We start from the raw sequence: 18,736 nt of genomic DNA on the forward strand, positions 1-18,736 counted from the left end.
CGCTTACACTGCATGCCTCCGCGGGCAGCTTAGCTCGAACGTTAGGCAGCACAAGAAGACCCGATCTGATGCGATGTGTAGTTTTCTGAGCCGCCGCACGAATGCACGAGCTCCGGCCAGTGCGGCAATCATTCTTGCGTGGGTTTTCTGCCCTACCTTGCAGGGGCGCTTGCGCGGCGTCACAGCATCGCAGCGCTCACACCCTACGCTTGGCTGCAGCGCTTCGCGGTCAGCAGTGTTTGAACTTGATCCGCCGCTGTCAGTCAGAGCTTGGTGCCGCCGCCAAACAGGCAACTGCGGCTTCGCTGTACGCTTGCCGTGGCGGCGGACTTGGACGCATCGCGGGAGCCCTGCGCGACTGCTCGACCTCCACACTTCGCCAGCTTGGATACTCTCACCCGCCCATGTCGGCTGCACAGTGCTGCCTAACCCCTCGCTCAAGCTGACCCGCTACGGCAGGCGCTGTAAGCCTGGTCCGCGGCACATGGTGCATCATCGCGAACCAGGCTTACAGCGCCCGCCTACGCGGGCAGCTTAGCTCGAACGTTAGGCAACACAAACGAAGTCCGTGGTGCGCCAGCAGAGTCAGCGCCTGTCGGCGTGTGTTGAACAGCCACGAAGTCGCAGCAACGTCTCTTTACCGAGGTCAGCTTGTTCAAGCCTCAGGCACATGACCAAATCGAATCAACCCACTCCGTCATGTCAATAACTCGGCCAAGAGTGCAGCGCTTTCTCAGCCGGATCACCCGCAAGAAGCGCCCCGATCAAACAGCCAGAGCTCAGTCAGTTGGTCGGGCCGCCGCTCTCCAGCCGCTTGTGGCTTCACTCAGCTGTAGCTGGAGCGGCGGCTTGAAGACCCGACACACCACCTTCTTCTGCGCGGAGCGGGAGGCACCGCTGAGTGTCAGCAAGCGGAAGTGCCTTCACCTAACCCAGAGGTTTGCGGGTAAACCCTCAGTGTTGCCTAATTCCTCGCTCAAGCTGACCCGCTACGGCAGGCGCTGTAAGCCTGGTCCGCGGCACATGGTGCATCATCGCGTACCAGGCTTACAGCGCCTGCCTCCGCTGGCAGCTTAGCTCGAACGTTAGGCATCACAGAACATCCCTTCCTCTTCACAACCGCCAACGGAGGCTTCCATGGCAACCGAGAACTTCCGCGTAACGCATCCCGTCGAGGTCCAGAATGACGCCAAAGCCCGCGTTGCTCTTGACTTAATGGATCGCATCTCTCAGTGGGAGGAAGGCAAGGATGCGGAGAAGAAGAAGCGAGACTACTGGCTTACTCTGTACGCGCAGTGCTACAGGGCTGCGAACGGGGATGGCCTGAAACATGTTCTTGAACGAGAGTAGCCGCCTCAAGCAGTTTCTCTACGCTGCTGCCAAACTGTGGCAGCAGCATCTCGATGATTCGCAGTCGCTTCTCTTGCTCAACTTCGCTAGGGATGTTGCTTGAGTCCATACTTGCCTTTCTATTGCCATGATGATGGCGCTAACGCCGTGAACGTCACGGCCCGTAAATCAGTGATGCCTAACCCCTCGTTAAAGCCGACCCGCTACGGCAGGCAGCGTAAGCCTGGGCTGAGGCACTTTGTGCATCATCTCAGCCCAGGCTTACGCTGCCCGCCTCCGCGGGCGGCTTAACTCGAACGTTAGGCAGCACAAGAAGCCCCGATCTGAAGCGATGTGTAGTTTTCTGAGCCGCCGCACGAATGCACGAGCTCCGGCCAGCGCGGAGATTGCTCGTGCGTGGGTTCTCTGCCCTACCTTGCAGGGGCGCTTGCGCGGCGTTACAGCATCGCAGCGCTCCCACCCTACGCTTGGCTGCAGCGCTTCGCGGTCAGCAGCGCTTGAACTTGATCCGCCGCTGGCAGTCAGGGCTTGGTTCCGCCGCCAAACAAGCAACTGCGGCTTCGCTGTACGCTTGCCGTGGCGGCGGACTTGGACGCATCGCTGCAGCCCTGCGCGACTGCTCGGCCTCCACACGTCGCCAACTTCCATACTCTCACCCGACCATGCTGGCTGCACAGTGCTGCCTAACCCCTCGCTCAAGCTGACCCGCTACGGCATGCGCTGTAAGCCCGGGCCGCGGCACACGGTGCATCATCGCAGCCCGGGCTTACAGCGCACGCCTCCGCGGGCAGCTTAGCTCGAACGTTAGGCCTCGCATTCAACGCGCAGTGCATGCCAAGCGCTTCGAATACGCCGCTTGGCAGCTCGAACAGTGCCGCGCGTCGGCCGCGCAGCGAAAGTCAAGGCCGCTGCGGTGCTCTTCGGCTCCATCGGGAAGCCCTCGAAGCCAATGACTGGCCAAGCTCGGTGCAAGCTCAACCGCTCGTCGCAGCAGGGAGCCGTTGTCCAACCCAGCAAGCTCTGGTACAGCCGGCCAGCCACGCGAGCAGTTGCACGCCAGGCAACGCGCAAAGCGCCCTGCCAAGCTGCCAGTCGGGTGCAGCGGCAGCCGAGTATGGCGCCCGCTATCCGCTTCTTCGCGCTTCGGCCCACTCAACAGCCAGTCCTTGGTCATCGGGCCTTCCGCAGCGCGGAGCGGGAAGCGCACGTCGAGCCTTTGGAACGTCACCAACCGCGGGTTTACCCACAGCGAGGCCTAACCCAATACTGTTCCATTAGTTGATTTTCGTCCATACTTGGCCATGCGCAACCACCGGAGCAGCCATGGCCAGGACGAAGGCGACATTGGGTTCAGGGGCACGACTGGCGGACTACTTGAGTGCGAGTCTGCTGGCCCGGGTGTTTCCTGCGGAGCGAGTGCACGAAGCGCTGGACGCGCACGGTGTGAACTCGCAGCGCATCCGTCGTTTTCCCGCCGTGGCGGGGGTGTACTACACCATGGCGCTGAGCCTGTATCCGGAGGCCGCCTACGAAGAGGTGTTTTCGGTTGTCGCGCAGGGCCTGGCCTGGGCCCGGGGGTCGCAGCAGCCACCGCCGGTGTCCAAGTCCAGCATCAGCGCGCTGCGCAGCCGCATGGGCTCGGCACCGCTGCGCGATCTGCTGCGCAGCTGCTGCCTGCCGCTGGCGGATCCGGCGCGGCAGCCGCAGGCCTTCTACAAGGGCCTGCGCCTGATGGCGATCGACGGCAGCCGCCTGGAGCTGGCCGACGAGGTCGATGTGGCCACCGCTTTCGGCCGCCCGGGCAGCCGCACCGGTGTGGCTGGCTACCCGCAGGCGCAGTGCGTGGTCCTGGCCGAGTGCGCCACCCACGCCATCGTGGCTGCCGAGCTTGGACCCTATCGGGGCGACGAGTGGGCGCTGTGCCAGTGGCTGCTGGGGGCGCTGGAGCCGGGGATGCTGCTGCTGGCCGATCGGGGCTTCAACGGCTTCGAGCACTGGCAGCAGGCACTGGGCAGCGGCGCGCAGTTGCTGTGGCGGGCCACGGAGTCGCGGCTGCTGCCGGTGGAGCAGTTGCTGCCCGACGGCTCCTACCTGAGCCGCATCAAGCCCACCGGGGTGGGCAAGGCAGCGGCCGCTGCCCAGGCGCTGCAGGTGCGCGTCATCGAGTACCAACTGCCAGGCGTGCCCGATGCTGCGCCCCGCTACAGGCTCATGACCAGTCTGCTCGATCCGGTGCAGGCGCCGGCGCTGGAGCTGGCGGCGCTGTACCACCAGCGCTGGCAGGTAGAAGCGGTGTTCGACGAACTCAAGACGCATCTGCGCCAGGGCCGGCGCGTGCTGCGCAGCAAGACCGCCGAGCTGGTGCGCCAGGAGTTCTACGGCTGGGTGCTGGCGCACTACGCGGTACGCTGGCTGCTTCACGAAGGGGCGGCCCGCTGCGGCCAGGCCGACGAGGCGCTGTCGTTCACGGCCCATGTCCAGCTGCTGCGCCGCGAGCTGCCCCGCTCTGGGGCTTTTCCCCCCAGCGCAACCCAGACGCCGACAGCGATGGCTTCGTGAGCTGCTGCAGGCCAGCGCCAAGGCCCTCTGCGTGCGAACGCTCAACCAGCAGCGGCCACGCATGGTCAAGCGCCGCAATTCGCCGTACGCCCCCTACACGTCACAAAGAGTTCACCGCCCGTGCAGCTTTGAGCCCTGCATCAGCGCGCCCGCGGGGAGGCGAGCCGCGACAGCCGGACCAAGGGCAGCAAAGAACGAGTTCATGCCCTAATGGAACAGTATTGAGGCCTAACCCCTCGCTCAAGCTGACCCGCTACGGCAGGCGCTGTAAGCCTGGTCCGCGGCACATGGTGCATCATCGCGAACCAGGCTTACAGCGCCCGCCTCCGCGGGCAGCTTAGCTCGAACGTTAGGCCTCACATTCACATCCACGCTCACACCCTCTGAAGCGCCCCAGATGCTTAAGACTATCAATCTGCAGGCAGTTGCCTACCTAGTGTAGTGTTCGACTCTTGAAGGAACTTAATTGAGTTTTCCACCTCCAATGCTCTACTTCGGTTTGCAATGGAGCGAAAAATTGCGAGTTGCCCCAGGGATAGAGTTGACGGATGAGCAAGAGGTCGAACTGACGAGGCTTGCGCGCTCCAAGCGCACCAGCGTCAGGCTGGCCCAGCGTGCACAGATCGTCCTGCTGGCCGCACAGGGCCTTCAGAACAAGGACATCGCCGAGCAACTGGGCGTAGGGCGCGTGCAGGTTGCTCGCTGGCGCGAGCGCTATCTGCAGTCCGGCCTTCCGGGGATTGAACAGGACCTGCCGCGCGGCGCCCCGCCCGTGAAGATGGACGTTGCCAAGTTGGTGGAGCTGACCACGCAGAGCACGCCCGTGGCTGCCACGCACTGGAGCACTCGCAAGATGGCTGCAGTGCTGAAGGTCAGCCCGAGCACGGTGATGCGCCACTGGCAGGCCAACGGCCTGAAGCCGCACTTGGTGCGCGGCTTCAAGGTGTCCCGCGACCCGAAGTTCGTCGAGAAGCTCGAAGACATCGTGGGCCTGTACATGTCCCCGCCCGAGCACGCGTTGGTGCTTTGCTGCGACGAGAAGAGCCAAGTACAGGCGCTGGACCGCACGCAGCCGGGCCTGCCGATGAAGAAGGGGCGCGCGCAGACGATGACGCACGACTACAAGCGCAATGGCACAACCACGTTGTTCGCGGCGCTCAACGTGCTGGACGGCACCGTCATTGGCCAATGCCAACAGCGTCACACGCACGCAGAGTGGCTGAAGTTCCTGCGCAAGATCGATCGTGAAACGCCCAAGGACAAAACGCTGCACTTGATCGCCGACAACTACGCCACGCACAAGCACCCTGCGGTGCAGGAATGGCTGGCCAAGCGCCCACGCTTCAACATGCATTTCACGCCGACCTCAGCGTCGTGGCTGAACATGGTGGAGCGATTCTTCCGGGACATCACAGTCAATCGGCTGCGCCGTGGCGTGTTCACGAGCGTGCCCGAGTTGATCACTGCCATTGAAAAGTACGTCGCCCATCACAACACCAAACCAAAGCCGTTCATCTGGACCAAGAGCGCCGCCGACATCCTGCAGAAGGTAATTCGGGCCAATGCGCGCTTAAGTTCCAAACAGAACGCAACACTACACTAGGAGCATGGGCGCATCTACGCCCGCTTTGGCTTCGTGCGTTCAGGTGAGCCAACCTCGCAGAACGGGTTTAGGTTTGTGCCTATGCAGCGGGCCGCCGCCGAGTGAAGCCTAACCCCTCGCTCAAGCTGACCCGCTACGGCAGGCGTTGTAAGCCCGGTCCGAGGTACCCTGTACATTTTCTCGAACCGGGCTTACAACACCTGCCTCCGCGGGCAGCTTAGCTCGAACGTTAGGTGGCTCAACGCGCCAGCCGTGTCGCTCCAGCAACCGCCGGGCACGCTCCAGGTCGGCAGTGTTCGCCACGCGCTGAACCGGCACGTATGGCGCCACTCCCAGCCAGGCGCGAACCTCGTTAACCATCGACAGTTCGATTTTCCTTTTGCTCCGTCGCCAAGCGTCCTTGTCTTCTTCCCATCCCGGCAACGCCACAGCGCCGCGCCAGATGCTCAACTCGTCGGCGGCCAGTGCCATGTAAGCATCGCGGCTATCAATCCCACGCTGCTCAAGTTCCCAGCGCGTGCCGTGCTTCAAGCCCCACCACCAGGGCACAAGGCTTGGGTTTTCCGTTGCCCAGACACGCGACTTCTCTCTGCGCTCAAGCGAAGCCAGCATGTAGCGAACGGTGTCGCCACACACGCCAGGCGCTGCGCCAGTCGCCTTCAACGTCAGGCCGGTGTCTCGCAGCCTTTTGGCTTCCTCATATCGCTTCCAGTCACGCATACAGTTCCTCAGTTTTCCACCAGCCACCTAACCCCTCGCTCAAGCTGACCCGCTACGGCAGCCAATGCCCGGCCGCTCCGGGCGGGCGTTGCCATCGTCCCTGCGCGGCCGGTCATCGGCTTCCTCCGCAGGCAGCTTAGCTCGAACGTTAGGCGTCACAACCAACGTAGTCTGCGCCGCTACATTCTGCATCTACGGTTTGCTTGACCCTGCGACAGAACGCATATACAGTCTGCGCATGATCACCTGGGACGAGCCAAAACGTCGAACCAACCTCCAGAAGCACAAGATCGATCTTGCCGATCTGGAACCTGTTTTCGACTACCCGATGGTCACGGTGGAAGACTCTCGAGAGACCTACGGTGAACTGAGACTGCAAAGCCTCGGAATGTGGATGGGTCGAGTCGTCTTCTTGGTCTGGACTCCGCGAGGTGACGACACCGCGCATCTGATCTCATGCCGCTATGCCGAACGTCAAGAAGCCGATGACTACTTCCAAGCCCTTTAGTGCAGCAGAGATTGCCGCTGCCCGAAAAGCCGCGACGACTGAATCATCTTTGGAATCTCCGAAGGTCGACTGGAGCAAGGGTGCAGTCACGTCAGGCGGAGGGGTCGCCTCCACTCTGGCTGGAATGCGCCGCACCCGCGGACTAAACAAGCGACCCGTGAAAGAGCAGGTTGCGATCCGACTCGATCCAGATGTAGTCGGTGCTCTCAGGGCAAGTGGGCCTGGTTGGCAAACCCGCGTCAATACAGCGCTGAAAGAATGGCTGGCTTCACAGCCTTCTAAACGCAAGGCACGTCCGCCAGGTGCGGTCTAACCCCTCGCTCAATCTGACCCGCTACGGCAGGCCTTGTAAGCCCGGTCCGCGCCAGTCGTACTATCGTCGCGCACCGGGCTTACAAAGCCTGCCTCCGCGGGTAGCTTAGCTCGAACGTTAGGCCGCAAAGCCCACGCTCAGGTGCCCACCACCGATAGAATGCCGGCTTCAGCAGCGGAGCGCCCCATGAAGTCACCTCGTGTCATCTCTGATCCCGAGATCCTCGGAGGTACTCCTGTGTTCGTCGGAACGCGGGTCCCCGTACGAATCCTGTTTGAACACCTCGAGGCCGGAGACCCATTGGAAGTTTTCCTTGAAGACTTTCCGTCCGTGAGTAGGGAGCTTGCTGTGCAGGTCCTTGAAGACGCCAAATCCCAGCTGGAAGCTGATGCGCATACTGCTTGACGAGTCTGTGCCGTGGCGCCTTGGCCGTCATCTCACGGGGCACACCTTTACTTCAGTCCAGAAGCACGGCTGGGCAAGCATCAAGAACGGCAAGCTGCTCGCTCTCGCGGCTGGCGAGTTTGACGTTCTCCTAACCGCCGACAGGGGCATGGAGTACCAACAGAATCCTGGAACCCTTCCGATTGCGATCTTGGTCGTACGTGCCAAGAGCAATCGCATGGACGATCTGGTTCTTGCCGTTCCGGCAATTCTGGAAGCTCTCGCCAGTCTTGCGCCTCGCACGCTCGCCCGCGTTGCGGCCTAACCCCTCGCTCAAGCTGACCCGCTACGGCATGCAGCGTAAGCCTGGTGTGCGTCGCCCTCGGCACCTTCGCACACCAGGCTTACACTGCACGCCTCCGCGGGCAGCTTAGCTCGAACGTTAGGCCCGCCGGGAAACAATGCCTGTTGTCCTCAGCTCGGCTCGCCGCAGGCGGCTCGCCTCTGCCGCTTGCCCCCTCCCTCGCGAGGCGCCTCTGTGCACCACTGTTCAGCGCCCCGCTTCAGGTCCGCCGCTTCTTTGGTAGCCACCGCCGCAACATGCTTCGTACGGAACCGCTCACCTCGAACCACTCCTCCTTGTTTCCCGCGCACCGGACGCGAGACTCCAATCACCCCCGCAGCTCTCCTTCTCGGGTGCGCCCGGTGCGCTGCACCCAAGCGGCTGGCCTAACCCCTCGCTCAAGCTGACCCGCTACGGCAGGCGCTGTAAGCCTGGTCCGCGGCACTTGGTGCATCATCGCGAACCAGGCTTACAGCGCCTGCCTCCGTGGGCAGCTTAGCTCGAACGTTAGGCCCGCCGAAGAGCAATGCCGGTTGTCCTCATCACGGCTCGCCGCACGCGGCTCGCCTTCGCCACTTGTCCCCTCGCTCGCAAGGCACCTTTGGACTTCATCGTTCAGCGCCCCGCTTCGGCCCTGGCTTTCCTTTGCACGCCACCAGCGCAAGCTGCTTCGCAGGGACAGGCCTGTGGGACGCCACCTGTCTGTGCTCACCGCGCACCGGGCGCAGAACTTCAACCTCTCCAGCAGCACTCCATCTCGGGTGCGCCCGGTGCGCTGCGCACCAGCGGCTGGCCTAACCGGTCGCTCAAGCTGACCCGCTACGGCAGGCACTGTAAGCCTGGTCCGCGGCACATGGTGCATCATCGGGAACCAGGCTTACAGCGCCTGCCTCCGCGGGCAGCTTAGCTCGAACGTTCGGCCTCACAACAGACGCCCAGGTCAGGCCTCGGCCCAGTTTAGCGCAGCCATCTGTTTGTGCATACAATCCGCTCTGTGCGGATCACCTTCGACCAATCCAAGAACGAACGCAACCTGAGGCTGCGAGGTCTTAGCTTCGAGAGAGCCGCAGACTTCAGCTTCGACTCCGCTGTGTTCGCCGTGGACGATCGCAGGGAGTACCCTGAGACTCGGTACGTAGCTCTGGGTCTTGTGGGAGACCGTGTCCACGTTCTGTGCTTCACAGAAACTACCGACGGGGTTCGTGTCATCAGCTTTCGCAAGGCCAACCCAAGAGAGGTGAAGCGTTATGCCCAAGCGCGTTCCACTGACTCGCCCTGATGGCGAAGTCCGCGAGTTGAAGGCGGAAGACATCAAGAGCTTCCGGTCAGCGACTGCCCTGCCCGCTTCGCTGCAACAGAAGCTTGGCGTACGCGGTCCGCAGAAGTCGCCCACGAAGGAGCGAATCACCATCCGATTGTCCCGAGACGTTGTTGAACGGTTCCGGGCAACCGGTGAAGGGTGGCAGTCCCGAGTCGACGCAGCTCTGCAGGACTGGCTCAAGAAGCAGAAGCGCGGCTCTGTGCAGTGAGGCCGAACCCCTCGCTCAAGCTGACCCACTACGGCAGGCACTGTAAGCCCCGCCTGAGGTACTCCGTACATTGTCTCAGTCCGGGCTTACAGTACCTGCCTCCGCGGGCAGCTTGGCTCGAACGTTTGGCCTCGCAAGCACACGTATCGCCGGTCATCGCAAGATTTCGTCAACGGAGTCAGCCAATGCGGCAAACGCAAATCCCCTTCCGTCGCTCAATCTTGGTTCTACCCATACTGGCGAGTTTTGTTGCGTGCACCCCAACGCCACCGAACGACGCAGTTCTTGCAGAACTTGCTGCCCTCGCACCTGCCCTCCTCAAGCAATATCAATCAAGCTTGATTCCGGCAGACAAGTGGCCACTTACAATAGTGCGGTTGAAACCTCGACATGTTCTGGCTAACTCGACCGGCCTATATATTGCCCGATCACACTTCTTTGTCCTAGAAAGCGGACTGTTCGTACCACGGGCTCCAGACTTCGCTCCAAAGGAGGGCACAGACCCTTCTTACTCACCTCTCACTTCGGGTGTGTTCTCCTATCGCATAAGCGGGTAGTCATCCCTGACCCACGAGCGAGGGCTAACCCCTCGCTCAAGCTGACCCGCTACGGCATGCAGCGTAAGCCTGGTGTGCGGCGCCTTCGGCACCTTCGCACATCAGGCTTACACTGCATGCCTCCGCGGGCAGCGTAGCTCGAACGTTAGGCATCGCGGCAGTCTCACTATTTAAGTGCAACGCTCCAACCCCAATATGGAGCTTTGCAATGGGTTCGAAGTACTCACATCTTTCTGATGCCGAACGTTGGGCGATTGAGACCAAGCTCAAGGAGCGTCAGAGCTTGGCCGCCATCGGTCGCACCATGGGCCGCCATCGCAGCACCATCTGTCGCGAACGCAAGCGCGGATGCCATACATTGCGCACAAGTCCTTCACGCTGTGCGCCTCGAGCTTGTAGTCCCGTACGAATTGCTTCCTCAGTTCCATGACGTTGACTTCTTTCCAGGGCATCGGAAACTCCTCTTGTGAGCTCCGATCGTCCTATTGCGTGTCAACCATCCGCCCAGAGAATCTGTCAACCATCCGTCCCGGTCGTACCCGCGCGCGGCCTCTCAAGAAACTCCTTCCAAGTAGTTGATTCGCTTATAGTTTTTCGGCGTTATGCGGTCGGCACCAGACTCATGCCTAGGCTCTGAGCGCGCCGCTGCAGGTGGTGGATAACGCGCTGTCTGTAGCGCTCTTCGTAGTACTGCTGACCTTGGTCGACGTACTCCTGTCCCTTGGTCATCAGCGCGTAGAACAGGCGCGCCAGCTTGTGGGCCGCAGCCGTGACGGCCTTGCCTTTGTCCATGCGGCCGCACAGCCGCCTGTAGTAGGCCCCCAGCGCTGACTTGCTGCTTCGCAGTGCCGCCGCCGCTTGCCGGAACGCCTGGCTCGCTCTGTTCACGCTGTGCTTGGTCTTCGCACCCAGCACCTTGCCCCCACTGATTCGCGTGCCCGGGCACAGGCCCAGCCAGGACGCGAAGTGCTTGTCGCTGGGGAAGCGGCTAAGGTCCGTTCCGACTTCGGCCACGATGTTCAGCGCCGTGGTCTCGTCGATGCCGTCCACCTTGGTCACGTCCACTCCGCACATCTTCAACAGTCGCTCTCGGACGTTGAACTTCGGCGCGTTCTTGGCCTTGCTGCGCTTCTTGCCCTTGCCGAGTTCCTTGGTGTGGACTTCCAGCTTGGCCATCACGCGCTGGATCTCGGTCTCGCACTCCTGCAACTGCTGCGCGTAGAAGTCGAATCTGCCCAGCGCCTGCTTCAGCGCCAACAGATGCTCCGCCCTCCACGTGCCTTGCAGGCTCGCCGCGATCTCCTCCTCGCTGGCCTTGATCCGGCTGTCCCGGTACGCCGCCAGCACCTGCGCATCGCGCTCGCCCTCGACGATGGCCCTGACGATCTTCTGGCCCGTCACACCTGCCACGTCGCTGATGGCCTGGCTGAGCTGGATGTTCATCAGCGTCATGGCCTTTTGCATGTGCTGCACGCTGCGGCCCTGGTCGGCCAGCAGCCTCGTCCGCAGCCGGTTGAACTCCCGCAGCTCGCAGAACTGGTCTTGCGGCCTGAACGCCGCCTTCAGCAGTCCGTAGCTCAACAACTGCTGGATCCACCGGCAGTCCTGCACGTCGCTCTTGCGCCCAGACACGTTCTTCACCTGCCGGGCGTCCACCAGCATCACTTCGAACCCACGCCGCTCCAGCAGCTCGTACAGCGGTATCCAGTACACCCCCGTGGACTCCATCGCCACGATCTTCACGCCGCACTCCTGCAGCCAGTCGGCCATCGCTTGCAGATCCCTGGTGTACACCCCGAACTGCCTCACCGATTGCTCCGCCGCTTCATTGGGCACCGCCACGAAGTGCATCGAACCACCCACATCGATGCCAGCCGCATCCGGGTGCATCACCTCCAGCTTGCTTCGGCCTGTCCTGGCCTTGCTCATCGCCATACCTTGCTCCATCATCCGTTGCGGGATGCGGAGCCAACTATGGGTACGTCGTCGTAGCTCACTCTCTCAAACGGGATGCACCAGGCCTCGGCGCCCTTCCAAGAACACCAAGGCCTGCCGCTCACCAATGTCGATGACGTCACCCAAGACCAACCTAACCCTCGGGCATCAAGCACCAGTGTCCGTCCGGCCTTGGTCGGCTCCGCACCCCATCTTTTGCCACAACCGGCGCAGCAGTTTCATCGGAACGATTCGCGCGCGTCAGCGTGCGCTGCGGCCTAACCCCTCGCTCAAGCTGACCCGCTACGGCAGGCACTGTAAGCCCGGCCTGAGCCAGTCGTACTATCGTCTCAGTCCGGGCTTACAGTACCTGCCTACGCGGGCAGCTTAGCTCGAACGTTTGGCCATGAAGATCCTCATCACCGGCGCCGCAGGAAGGAGGCCCCTCGTCATTTCGTGTGGAACCCAACAGACAGAATGGCCGGTCGTCGTCGAGCCCGGTGTGGCCTTGCCCCTGTCCGACGTAGTCCATAGCGACTCGGTTACGCGGCTTTCTTGACCTGGCCCGCGCGCCAGTTGGCTTCGAACTTCATGGGGCTGATGTAGCCCAGTGTGGAGTGCAGCCGCCGGTGGTTGTAGAACGTCAACCAGTCGATCACCTCGTCCATCGCCTCGCGGTGGGTGGCAAACCGCTTACCGTACAGCCGCCCGACCTTCAGGCTGCCCCACAGGCTTTCCGTGGGCGCATTGTCCCAGCAGTTGCCCTTGCGGCTCATTGAGCTTCGCATCCCATAGCCCTTCAGAGCGGCCTGGAAGTCATGGCTGCAGTACTGGCTGCCACGGTCGCTGTGGAAGATCAGTCCGGGTTCTGGGTGTCGCCTGAACCACGCCATGCGCAGCGCATCCGTCACCAGGCTGGTCTGCATGTGCGGCTGCATGCTCCAGCCCACCACCTGGCGGCTGAACAGGTCGATCACCGCCGCCAGGTACAGCCAGCCCTCATCGGTGGCGATGTAGGTGATGTCGCTGCTCCAGACGCGGTCTGGTGCTTCGGGCGTGAAGTCCCTGGCCAGCAGGTTCTCGGCCACCGGCAGGCTGTGCTTGCTGTCTGTGGTGACGACGAACTTCCTCTTGCCGCGCGCCCGGATGTTGTGCATCTTCATCAGCCGCTGCACCCGGTCTTTGCCTACCCGCACGCCCCTGGCCAGGAGTTCCTTCCACACCCGGGGCCAGCCGTACTCGCCCTTGAATTCGGCGTGGATCGCGCGGATGTGCGCTACCAGGGCCTCGTTGCTTACACGCCTGGGGCCGGGCTCCGGCGGTGCTGCCTTGCTGCTGCGCTGGCGGTGCTCGAAGAAACCGCTGACGCTCACCCCCAGCACCTGGCACATCAGCGTGACGGGCCACACCGTCTTGAGCTTGTCGATCCAGGCGTACTTCACAGTGACTCCTTCGCGAAGTACGCCGTCGCTTTTTTTAAGATGTCGCGCTCCATCTTGACCCGCGCCAGCTCCGCCCGCAGCCGCGCCAACTCCATCTGCTCGGCACTGACCGGCCTGTCCCCAGCGCCTTGCAGTTCACCCTTCTCGGCCGCCCTGATCCAGTTGCCCAGCGTGGCCTTCGGGATGTCCAGAACACGTGCCGTCACGGCCGCGTCCTGCCCGCCCTTGACCAGCCTGACCGCCTCCAGCTTGAACTCCAACGTGTACCTCGCCCTGCGGCGCTTGCCTTCTTGCTTGCTCATCTCTCGTGCTCCATCTCTGTGATTTCATCATCAGCTATGGACTACGTTTTTCAGGGGCAAGGTCAGTGGGCATGTGGGCAGGCTGCCTTTGAGCCTGTCCACATGTCCACGGGGCGGTAGCCAGGAGTACCGATTTGAACGTTGGCGTGGAGGCGCTGTTCACCGGCGCATTGGGTCTGCAAGCACCATGGGTGGTGCGGGAGGTTCGGCTTGACACCGCCAAGCACCGCATCGATTTCGACGTCGAGTGCAAGCAGTCGCTGCTGGCGTGCCCGGCTTGCGGTGCGGCCTCGCAGAAGGTGCATGACCGGCTGCCGCGCTCGTGGCGGCATCTGGACTTTTTCCAGTACGAGGCGTGGCTGCACGCCGAGGTGCCACGCGTGGGGTGCACGGCCTGCGGCAAGACGACGCAACTGACAGTACCGTGGGCTCGCCAGGGCAGCGGCTTCACGCTGCTGTTTGAAGCATTGGCGCTGACGATGTGCAGGGACTTGCCCGTGCGCCAGGCGGCCAGGGATCTGCGGGTGCGCGACAAGCAGTTGTGGCGCCGCATCGAGCACTACGTGAGCCAGGCGCGGAGCAAGCAGGACATGAGCCAGGTCCGCATCGTGGGCATCGACGAGACCAGCCTGCGCCGCGGGCATGACTACGTCACCGTGGTGCACGACCTGGATGCCAAGCGGCTGCTGTTCTGCACGCCCGGACGTGAGCACCAGACGGTTCAGGCCTTCACGCAGGATCTGCATGCCCACGGCGGTGAGCCCACAGCGATCGCCCACGTCTGCATGGACATGAGTGCGGCGTACCTCAAGGGGGCTGCCACCTACCTGCCCAACGCGCTGGTCAGCTACGACCGCTTCCACGTCGTCAAGCTCGCAGGCGAAGCCATGGACGAGGTGCGCGCAGCCGAGTGGAAGACCGAGCAGGCGCAGGTGCAGCAGGAACTGGGCGTGCTGACGGCCAAGCAGCGCCGCTCCATCCTGTGGGGCATGCGCAGGAATCCTTCGGGCTGGACGGCCACGCAGCTTCAAGCCATGCACTGGTTGCAGCGAGCAAACCTGAAGACTGCGCGTGCCTGGCGGCTGAAGATGGCGCTGCGCGAGGTGTTCGCCAACGCACGCCGCCACAACCAACCCGAGCTCGCTTGCGCCGAGTTGAAGGCCTGGCTGTCGTGGGCGCGGCGCAGTCGCCTGGAGCCCTTCAAGCGGCTGGCGGCCACGCTCAGAGACCACTTCGATTCAGTCGTGCGAGGCATGCTCGATCACCGCAGCAACGCCTTCGTCGAGGCGATGAACGGGCTGATGCAGCAAGCCAAGCGCGCGGCCCGCGGCTTCAGGACAGCAGCCAACTTCATCGCCATCGCTTATCTGCGCCTGGGCAAGCTCACCCACTTGCCGGCATCGCCCTTCGTGCCGGCAATGGCACTGTCAGCGGGCCTGACACAGCATCGGATGTGCGGTCAAGTTCCACACGGAACGGCATAGAGCCAGGAAGGATAGGCCGCGCCACATACATCCGCCGCGCCGCCGAACACGAAGTCATTGGCCTTGACAGCGCGCCTTCGTCAACATCGGACCATGTCGGATCGATCGAAGACGTTGAGGCGATTCGCGCAAATCTGCGCGAGGTGCATGCCGTCATCCATATCGCCGCACTTCACGCCCCCCATGTAGGCCACGTCACAGAGGAGGTGTGGGCCGCTGCCATGACGGCCTTGCCTTTGTCCATGCGGCCGCACAGCCGCCTGTAGTAGGCCCCCAGCGCTGACTTGCTGCTTCGCAGCGCCGCTGCCGCTTGCCGGAACGCCTGGCTCGCTCTGTTCACGCTGTGCTTGGTCTTCGCACCCAGCACCTTGCCTCCACTGATCCCAAAAACTGCAGTTACCCGGGTGCCGAGGGCACCGGCGGTGGGGTTGGCAGGCCGATCTGACCGACGATGCGCTGGCAGATGTAGGCCAGCAGCGCCCGCTAGTGTAGTGTTCGACTCTTGAAGGAACGTAATTGAGTTTTCCACCTCCAATGCTCTACTTCGGTTTGCAATGGAGCGAAAAATTGCGAGTTGCCCCAGGGATAGAGTTGACGGATGAGCAAGAGGTCGAACTGACGAGGCTTGCGCGCTCCAAGCGCACCAGCGTCAGGCTGGCCCAGCGTGCACAGATCGTCCTGCTGGCCGCACAGGGCCTTCAGAACAAGGACATCGCCGAGCAACTGGGCGTAGGGCGCGTGCAGGTTGCTCGCTGGCGCGAGCGCTATCTGCAGTCCGGCCTTCCGGGGATTGAACAGGACCTGCCGCGCGGCGCCCCGCCCGTGAAGATGGACGTTGCCAAGTTGGTGGAGCTGACCACGCAGAGCACGCCCGTGGCTGCCACGCACTGGAGCACTCGCAAGATGGCTGCAGTGCTGAAGGTCAGCCCGAGCACGGTGATGCGCCACTGGCAGGCCAACGGCCTGAAGCCGCACTTGGTGCGCGGCTTCAAGGTGTCCCGCGACCCGAAGTTCGTCGAGAAGCTCGAAGACATCGTGGGCCTGTACATGTCCCCGCCCGAGCACGCGTTGGTGCTTTGCTCCCGAGTTCGTAAACATTCGGTGAGCACGTCCCCGCTCACCCCCGCAGAACCGCAGCGTAGTCTCGTCTGAGCGGATACAGCCAGATGTCCTTGGTGGGCAGCACCTGTTCATGGACGGTGCTCTTCTTGCCCCGGCCGACCGTCTTGCCCACCAGTTGCCAGTTGGCGGCCCTGTAGCAGGTGCCCTTGTGCCGGGGGCTCTCGACGAAGGTCTCCAGCAGCACCGGTCGGTAGCCGTATCGCAATTGCCAGTCCACCGGCAGCCGGCGCGCAGCCAGGGCCAGGATCTTGGAGGCCAGCCCCTTGGACTGCACCCACGGCAGGATCAGGAAGCGCGCGTTGTTGACGATCAGCTGCAGGTTCTTCTGCCGCTGCTCCGGTGTCCAGCCGATGAAGCGTTCGCGGTCGGCCAGCTTCCACGCGCTGGCGCCGAAGCTCAACAGCGCCAGCAGTTGCTCTCCCGCATACACGTTGTAGCGGATCTGGCTGCCCGACAGTGGCGTGTAGCCCAGGTAGTGGTACCGCGCCACATACTCGTTCCACAACCGGGACTCGGCCCCGCGTCCTTGCACGATGTGCAGGCTCAGCGCCGGCAGGTCGTGCACGGCAGCCACCAGCGCGGGCTGCCCGTCGGTGGCCGATGTGGCGGTGAACTGGGCGCGCCGGCGGGGATTGGGGATCAGCGAGGGCGGCAGTGTGATCAGCCCGTCGGCTTGCATGCGCAGCATCGCCACGCGGCAGCTCATCTCCCGCAGCCGGCCATCCGGACGCCGCCACTCCAGCAGTTCGCAGACCACGCGCGACAGCGGGGTTCGCTTGAGCGCCGGGTTCGACTCGATCGTGTCGACGATCGCCTGCAAGTCCTGCGCGCTGAAGTCGCGCCCGCTGTACCGCCTCATGAGCTGTCCAGGGTGACGATGTCGCTGCCGCGCAGGGCGGCCAGCTCTGCGGCATCCATCTGCCACGGCACGAAGCGCCGGCAGTCCTCGGGTGCATGACCGCCGGCTTGCGCACAGGCTTGCAGGTAGCTGCGCAACCACAGTCGCGGGTTCAGTCCCCACATCCGGACCGTGCCCAACAGACTCATCATCGTGGCCGCCAACTGCCCGGACCACTGGCTGCCCGAACCGTAGAAGTTCTTTCGGCCCACCACCGCCGGCCTGAGCGCGCGTTCGCTGGCGTTGTTGTCCAGGTCCAGCCAGGGATGGTCCAGGAACAGCACCAAGCCGGGCCAGTACGTGCGCATCGTGCGCAGCACCTTGCGGGCGGGCTCGGCCAGATGCTCATCGGACAGGCCGGCCTGGCACTGCGCATCCAAACCGGCGATGAGCTTGCGCAGCTGGGTGTCGCTGTCGATGAACGCTGCCGAGTCAACGGCGCTGTCGTACTGCTGGCGGCGCAAGGCGTGCAGCCGGTACAACTGTGCAATCTGCTCAACCCAGCCCATGGCCCAGCCCCACAACAAGGGGCGGTCGTTGGCCAGGCGCAAGAAGTCCCGGCGCTGGTGTGCCCAGCAGATCGCCAGGCTCACGCCTGGCACTTGGCGGGCGAACTTGCGATAGGCGCCGAAGCGGTCGACGCTGAGAATGCCTTGATCAACGCCTTGCAGGGCGGCGCCGGGTACCTTCGCCGAACGCGACGGGTCGAGCACGAAGCACACCACCGTCTTGGACTTGAACACCCACAGGTACCAGCGGTGGCCGACCTTGCCTTCAAGCTCCTCGAAGACCTCCCAACGCGTCTCGTCGGCATGCCAGTGGTTAGCGGAGCGCAGCTGGGCCAGCCCGGCCTCAACCAGCGGCGCGAACATCGGCAGCAGGCAGTGCAGCCCGTCGGTGAGCGTGCCCTGGGAGATCTCCAGCCCCTTGTCGCGCCAGTCTTGGAGCAGCCGCGCGCTGGGCTGGCCGTAGGCAAACTTAGACAGCAACACTTCCGCCCAGATCGACACACCCAGCTTGCCGCGCGGGATCAACTGCGCCGGTGGTGGCGCCGTCACGATGCCGGGCAGGCGAGCGCATTGGCACAGAGGCCGGTAACGGCGGCGGCGCACGACACGACGGTAGGCCTTGACTTCGATCTCCAGCACCTCGGCGTCTTGCGTGCCGGCAAAGTCGCGAAGGCCCAGGCCGCACGCAGGGCAGCAGGCCTGGCTCGTCATCTCCTGGACCACGGCCGGCAGTGCGCGCAGTCGGGTGCGGCCGTGGCCAGGCCGGCCGCGCTGTTGACCCCGTGGACGCGCCTTGCCGGTGACCCTTTGGGGCAAACCTGGAATCGTGCGCGACTGCTCCGTCTTCTCACCGAACACACGTTGGCGAAGATCGCGGATCTGGGCATTCGCCGCCTCCAGTTCGGCCCGCAGGCTGTCCTCGCGACAGCGGGCCCGACCCAGTTCGATCCGGTGGCGCCCCTGCATTCGTTCAAGTCGCTCGACGGCCCTCGCGTGCAGGGACTTGTACTGCTTGGCCTGCATGACGAGCTCGATGTGCTCGCGCTTGGTCAGCGTCACACGTTCCAGGTCGAAGGGCTTGGGGGTAGACGACAAAGCCGGCTTGGGCGGCAAGTCGGGAGGTGATCCCCTGCTCACGGCGTCTAGAACTTCGGCGTTTTGCACACCGCCAAAGGTAG

The 18,736-nt window shown here is 63.3% G+C and carries 18 protein-coding genes; 13 read left to right on the forward strand and 5 right to left on the reverse strand.

Annotation, left to right across the window (positions count from 1 at the left end; translation table 11 throughout):
- Positions 1–1,137: 1,137 nt before the first annotated feature.
- The 4 genes from KA711_00005 (at position 1,138) to KA711_00020 (ending at position 5,617) form a co-directional block, all read left to right on the forward strand.
- Positions 1,138–1,350 carry a hypothetical protein gene (locus tag KA711_00005; protein ID MCM0607373.1) on the forward strand — a complete coding sequence of 71 codons (213 nt, stop codon included), beginning with the start codon at positions 1,138–1,140 and terminating at the stop codon, positions 1,348–1,350.
- A gap of 1,323 nt (positions 1,351–2,673) precedes the next feature.
- Positions 2,674–3,909, forward strand: coding sequence for an IS4 family transposase (locus KA711_00010; protein ID MCM0607374.1), 1,236 nt, complete (start codon positions 2,674–2,676; stop codon positions 3,907–3,909).
- A 484-nt stretch (positions 3,910–4,393) separates the two neighbouring features.
- Positions 4,394–5,512: an IS630 family transposase gene (locus tag KA711_00015; protein MCM0607375.1), complete on the forward strand. Its 1,119-nt coding sequence runs from the start codon at positions 4,394–4,396 to the stop codon at positions 5,510–5,512.
- 12 nt (positions 5,513–5,524) lie between these two features.
- Positions 5,525–5,617: a GNAT family N-acetyltransferase gene (locus KA711_00020; GenBank protein MCM0607376.1), complete on the forward strand. Its 93-nt coding sequence runs from the start codon at positions 5,525–5,527 to the stop codon at positions 5,615–5,617.
- A gap of 15 nt (positions 5,618–5,632) precedes the next feature.
- On the opposite strand, the gene KA711_00025 is transcribed toward KA711_00020, so the two are convergent.
- Positions 5,633–6,232 (reverse strand): hypothetical protein, encoded by a 600-nt coding sequence (locus tag KA711_00025; GenBank protein ID MCM0607377.1) that lies wholly within the window; start codon positions 6,230–6,232, stop codon positions 5,633–5,635.
- Positions 6,233–6,470: 238 nt separating this feature from the next.
- On the opposite strand from KA711_00025, the gene KA711_00030 reads away from it, so the two are divergent.
- From KA711_00030 to KA711_00060, 7 genes are all read left to right on the forward strand, one after another.
- Entirely contained in the window at positions 6,471–6,740 is a 270-nt protein-coding gene (locus KA711_00030) for a BrnT family toxin (protein ID MCM0607378.1), read from the forward strand.
- A complete protein-coding gene (locus tag KA711_00035) occupies positions 6,718–7,053 on the forward strand; it encodes a BrnA antitoxin family protein (GenBank protein ID MCM0607379.1) in 336 nt (111 codons plus the stop codon). Before KA711_00030 ends, KA711_00035 begins: the two co-directional genes overlap by 23 nt.
- A 186-nt stretch (positions 7,054–7,239) precedes the next feature.
- Positions 7,240–7,458, forward strand: a complete 219-nt coding sequence (locus KA711_00040; GenBank protein MCM0607380.1) for a DUF433 domain-containing protein — start codon at positions 7,240–7,242, stop codon at positions 7,456–7,458.
- Complete coding sequence (locus tag KA711_00045; protein ID MCM0607381.1) at positions 7,442–7,762, forward strand: DUF5615 family PIN-like protein; 321 nt, start codon at positions 7,442–7,444, stop codon at positions 7,760–7,762. The genes KA711_00040 and KA711_00045 overlap by 17 nt, the downstream gene beginning before the upstream one ends.
- A gap of 1,012 nt (positions 7,763–8,774) precedes the next feature.
- Positions 8,775–9,059, forward strand: a complete 285-nt coding sequence (locus KA711_00050) for a BrnT family toxin (protein MCM0607382.1) — start codon at positions 8,775–8,777, stop codon at positions 9,057–9,059.
- Positions 9,028–9,309, forward strand: coding sequence for a BrnA antitoxin family protein (locus KA711_00055; GenBank protein ID MCM0607383.1), 282 nt, complete (start codon positions 9,028–9,030; stop codon positions 9,307–9,309). The genes KA711_00050 and KA711_00055 overlap by 32 nt, the downstream gene beginning before the upstream one ends.
- A gap of 765 nt (positions 9,310–10,074) precedes the next feature.
- Positions 10,075–10,296, forward strand: a complete 222-nt coding sequence (locus tag KA711_00060) for a helix-turn-helix domain-containing protein (GenBank protein ID MCM0607384.1) — start codon at positions 10,075–10,077, stop codon at positions 10,294–10,296.
- Positions 10,297–10,466: 170 nt separating this feature from the next.
- Here the strand turns inward: KA711_00060 and KA711_00065 are convergent, their stop codons facing one another.
- The gene (locus KA711_00065) at positions 10,467–11,801 is read right to left on the reverse strand and encodes an IS110 family transposase (GenBank protein ID MCM0607385.1); all 1,335 of its coding nucleotides are present in this window, start codon (positions 11,799–11,801) and stop codon (positions 10,467–10,469) included.
- Positions 11,802–12,343: 542 nt separating this feature from the next.
- A protein-coding gene (locus KA711_00070; GenBank protein ID MCM0607386.1) for an IS3 family transposase occupies positions 12,344–13,545 on the reverse strand; the annotation gives its coding sequence in 2 pieces (ribosomal slippage) (positions 12,344–13,284 and positions 13,284–13,545; 1,203 coding nt in all).
- A gap of 134 nt (positions 13,546–13,679) precedes the next feature.
- On the opposite strand from KA711_00070, the gene KA711_00075 reads away from it, so the two are divergent.
- Both KA711_00075 and KA711_00080 read left to right on the forward strand, forming a co-directional pair.
- Entirely contained in the window at positions 13,680–15,029 is a 1,350-nt protein-coding gene (locus KA711_00075) for an ISL3 family transposase (protein ID MCM0607387.1), read from the forward strand.
- Positions 15,030–15,563: 534 nt separating this feature from the next.
- On the forward strand, positions 15,564–16,181 hold the full coding sequence (locus tag KA711_00080) for an IS630 family transposase (GenBank protein ID MCM0607388.1): 618 nt from the start codon (positions 15,564–15,566) through the stop codon (positions 16,179–16,181).
- Here the strand turns inward: KA711_00080 and KA711_00085 are convergent.
- On the reverse strand, positions 16,147–17,010 hold the full coding sequence (locus KA711_00085; GenBank protein MCM0607389.1) for a DUF4338 domain-containing protein: 864 nt from the start codon (positions 17,008–17,010) through the stop codon (positions 16,147–16,149). The genes KA711_00080 and KA711_00085 overlap by 35 nt on opposite strands.
- Positions 17,007–18,653 (reverse strand): IS66 family transposase, encoded by a 1,647-nt coding sequence (locus tag KA711_00090; GenBank protein ID MCM0607390.1) that lies wholly within the window; start codon positions 18,651–18,653, stop codon positions 17,007–17,009. Before KA711_00090 ends, KA711_00085 begins: the two co-directional genes overlap by 4 nt.
- Positions 18,654–18,736: the final 83 nt, after the last annotated feature.

Source organism: Ideonella sp. WA131b (assembly GCA_023657425.1).
Taxonomy (GTDB): domain Bacteria; phylum Pseudomonadota; class Gammaproteobacteria; order Burkholderiales; family Burkholderiaceae_C; genus Rubrivivax.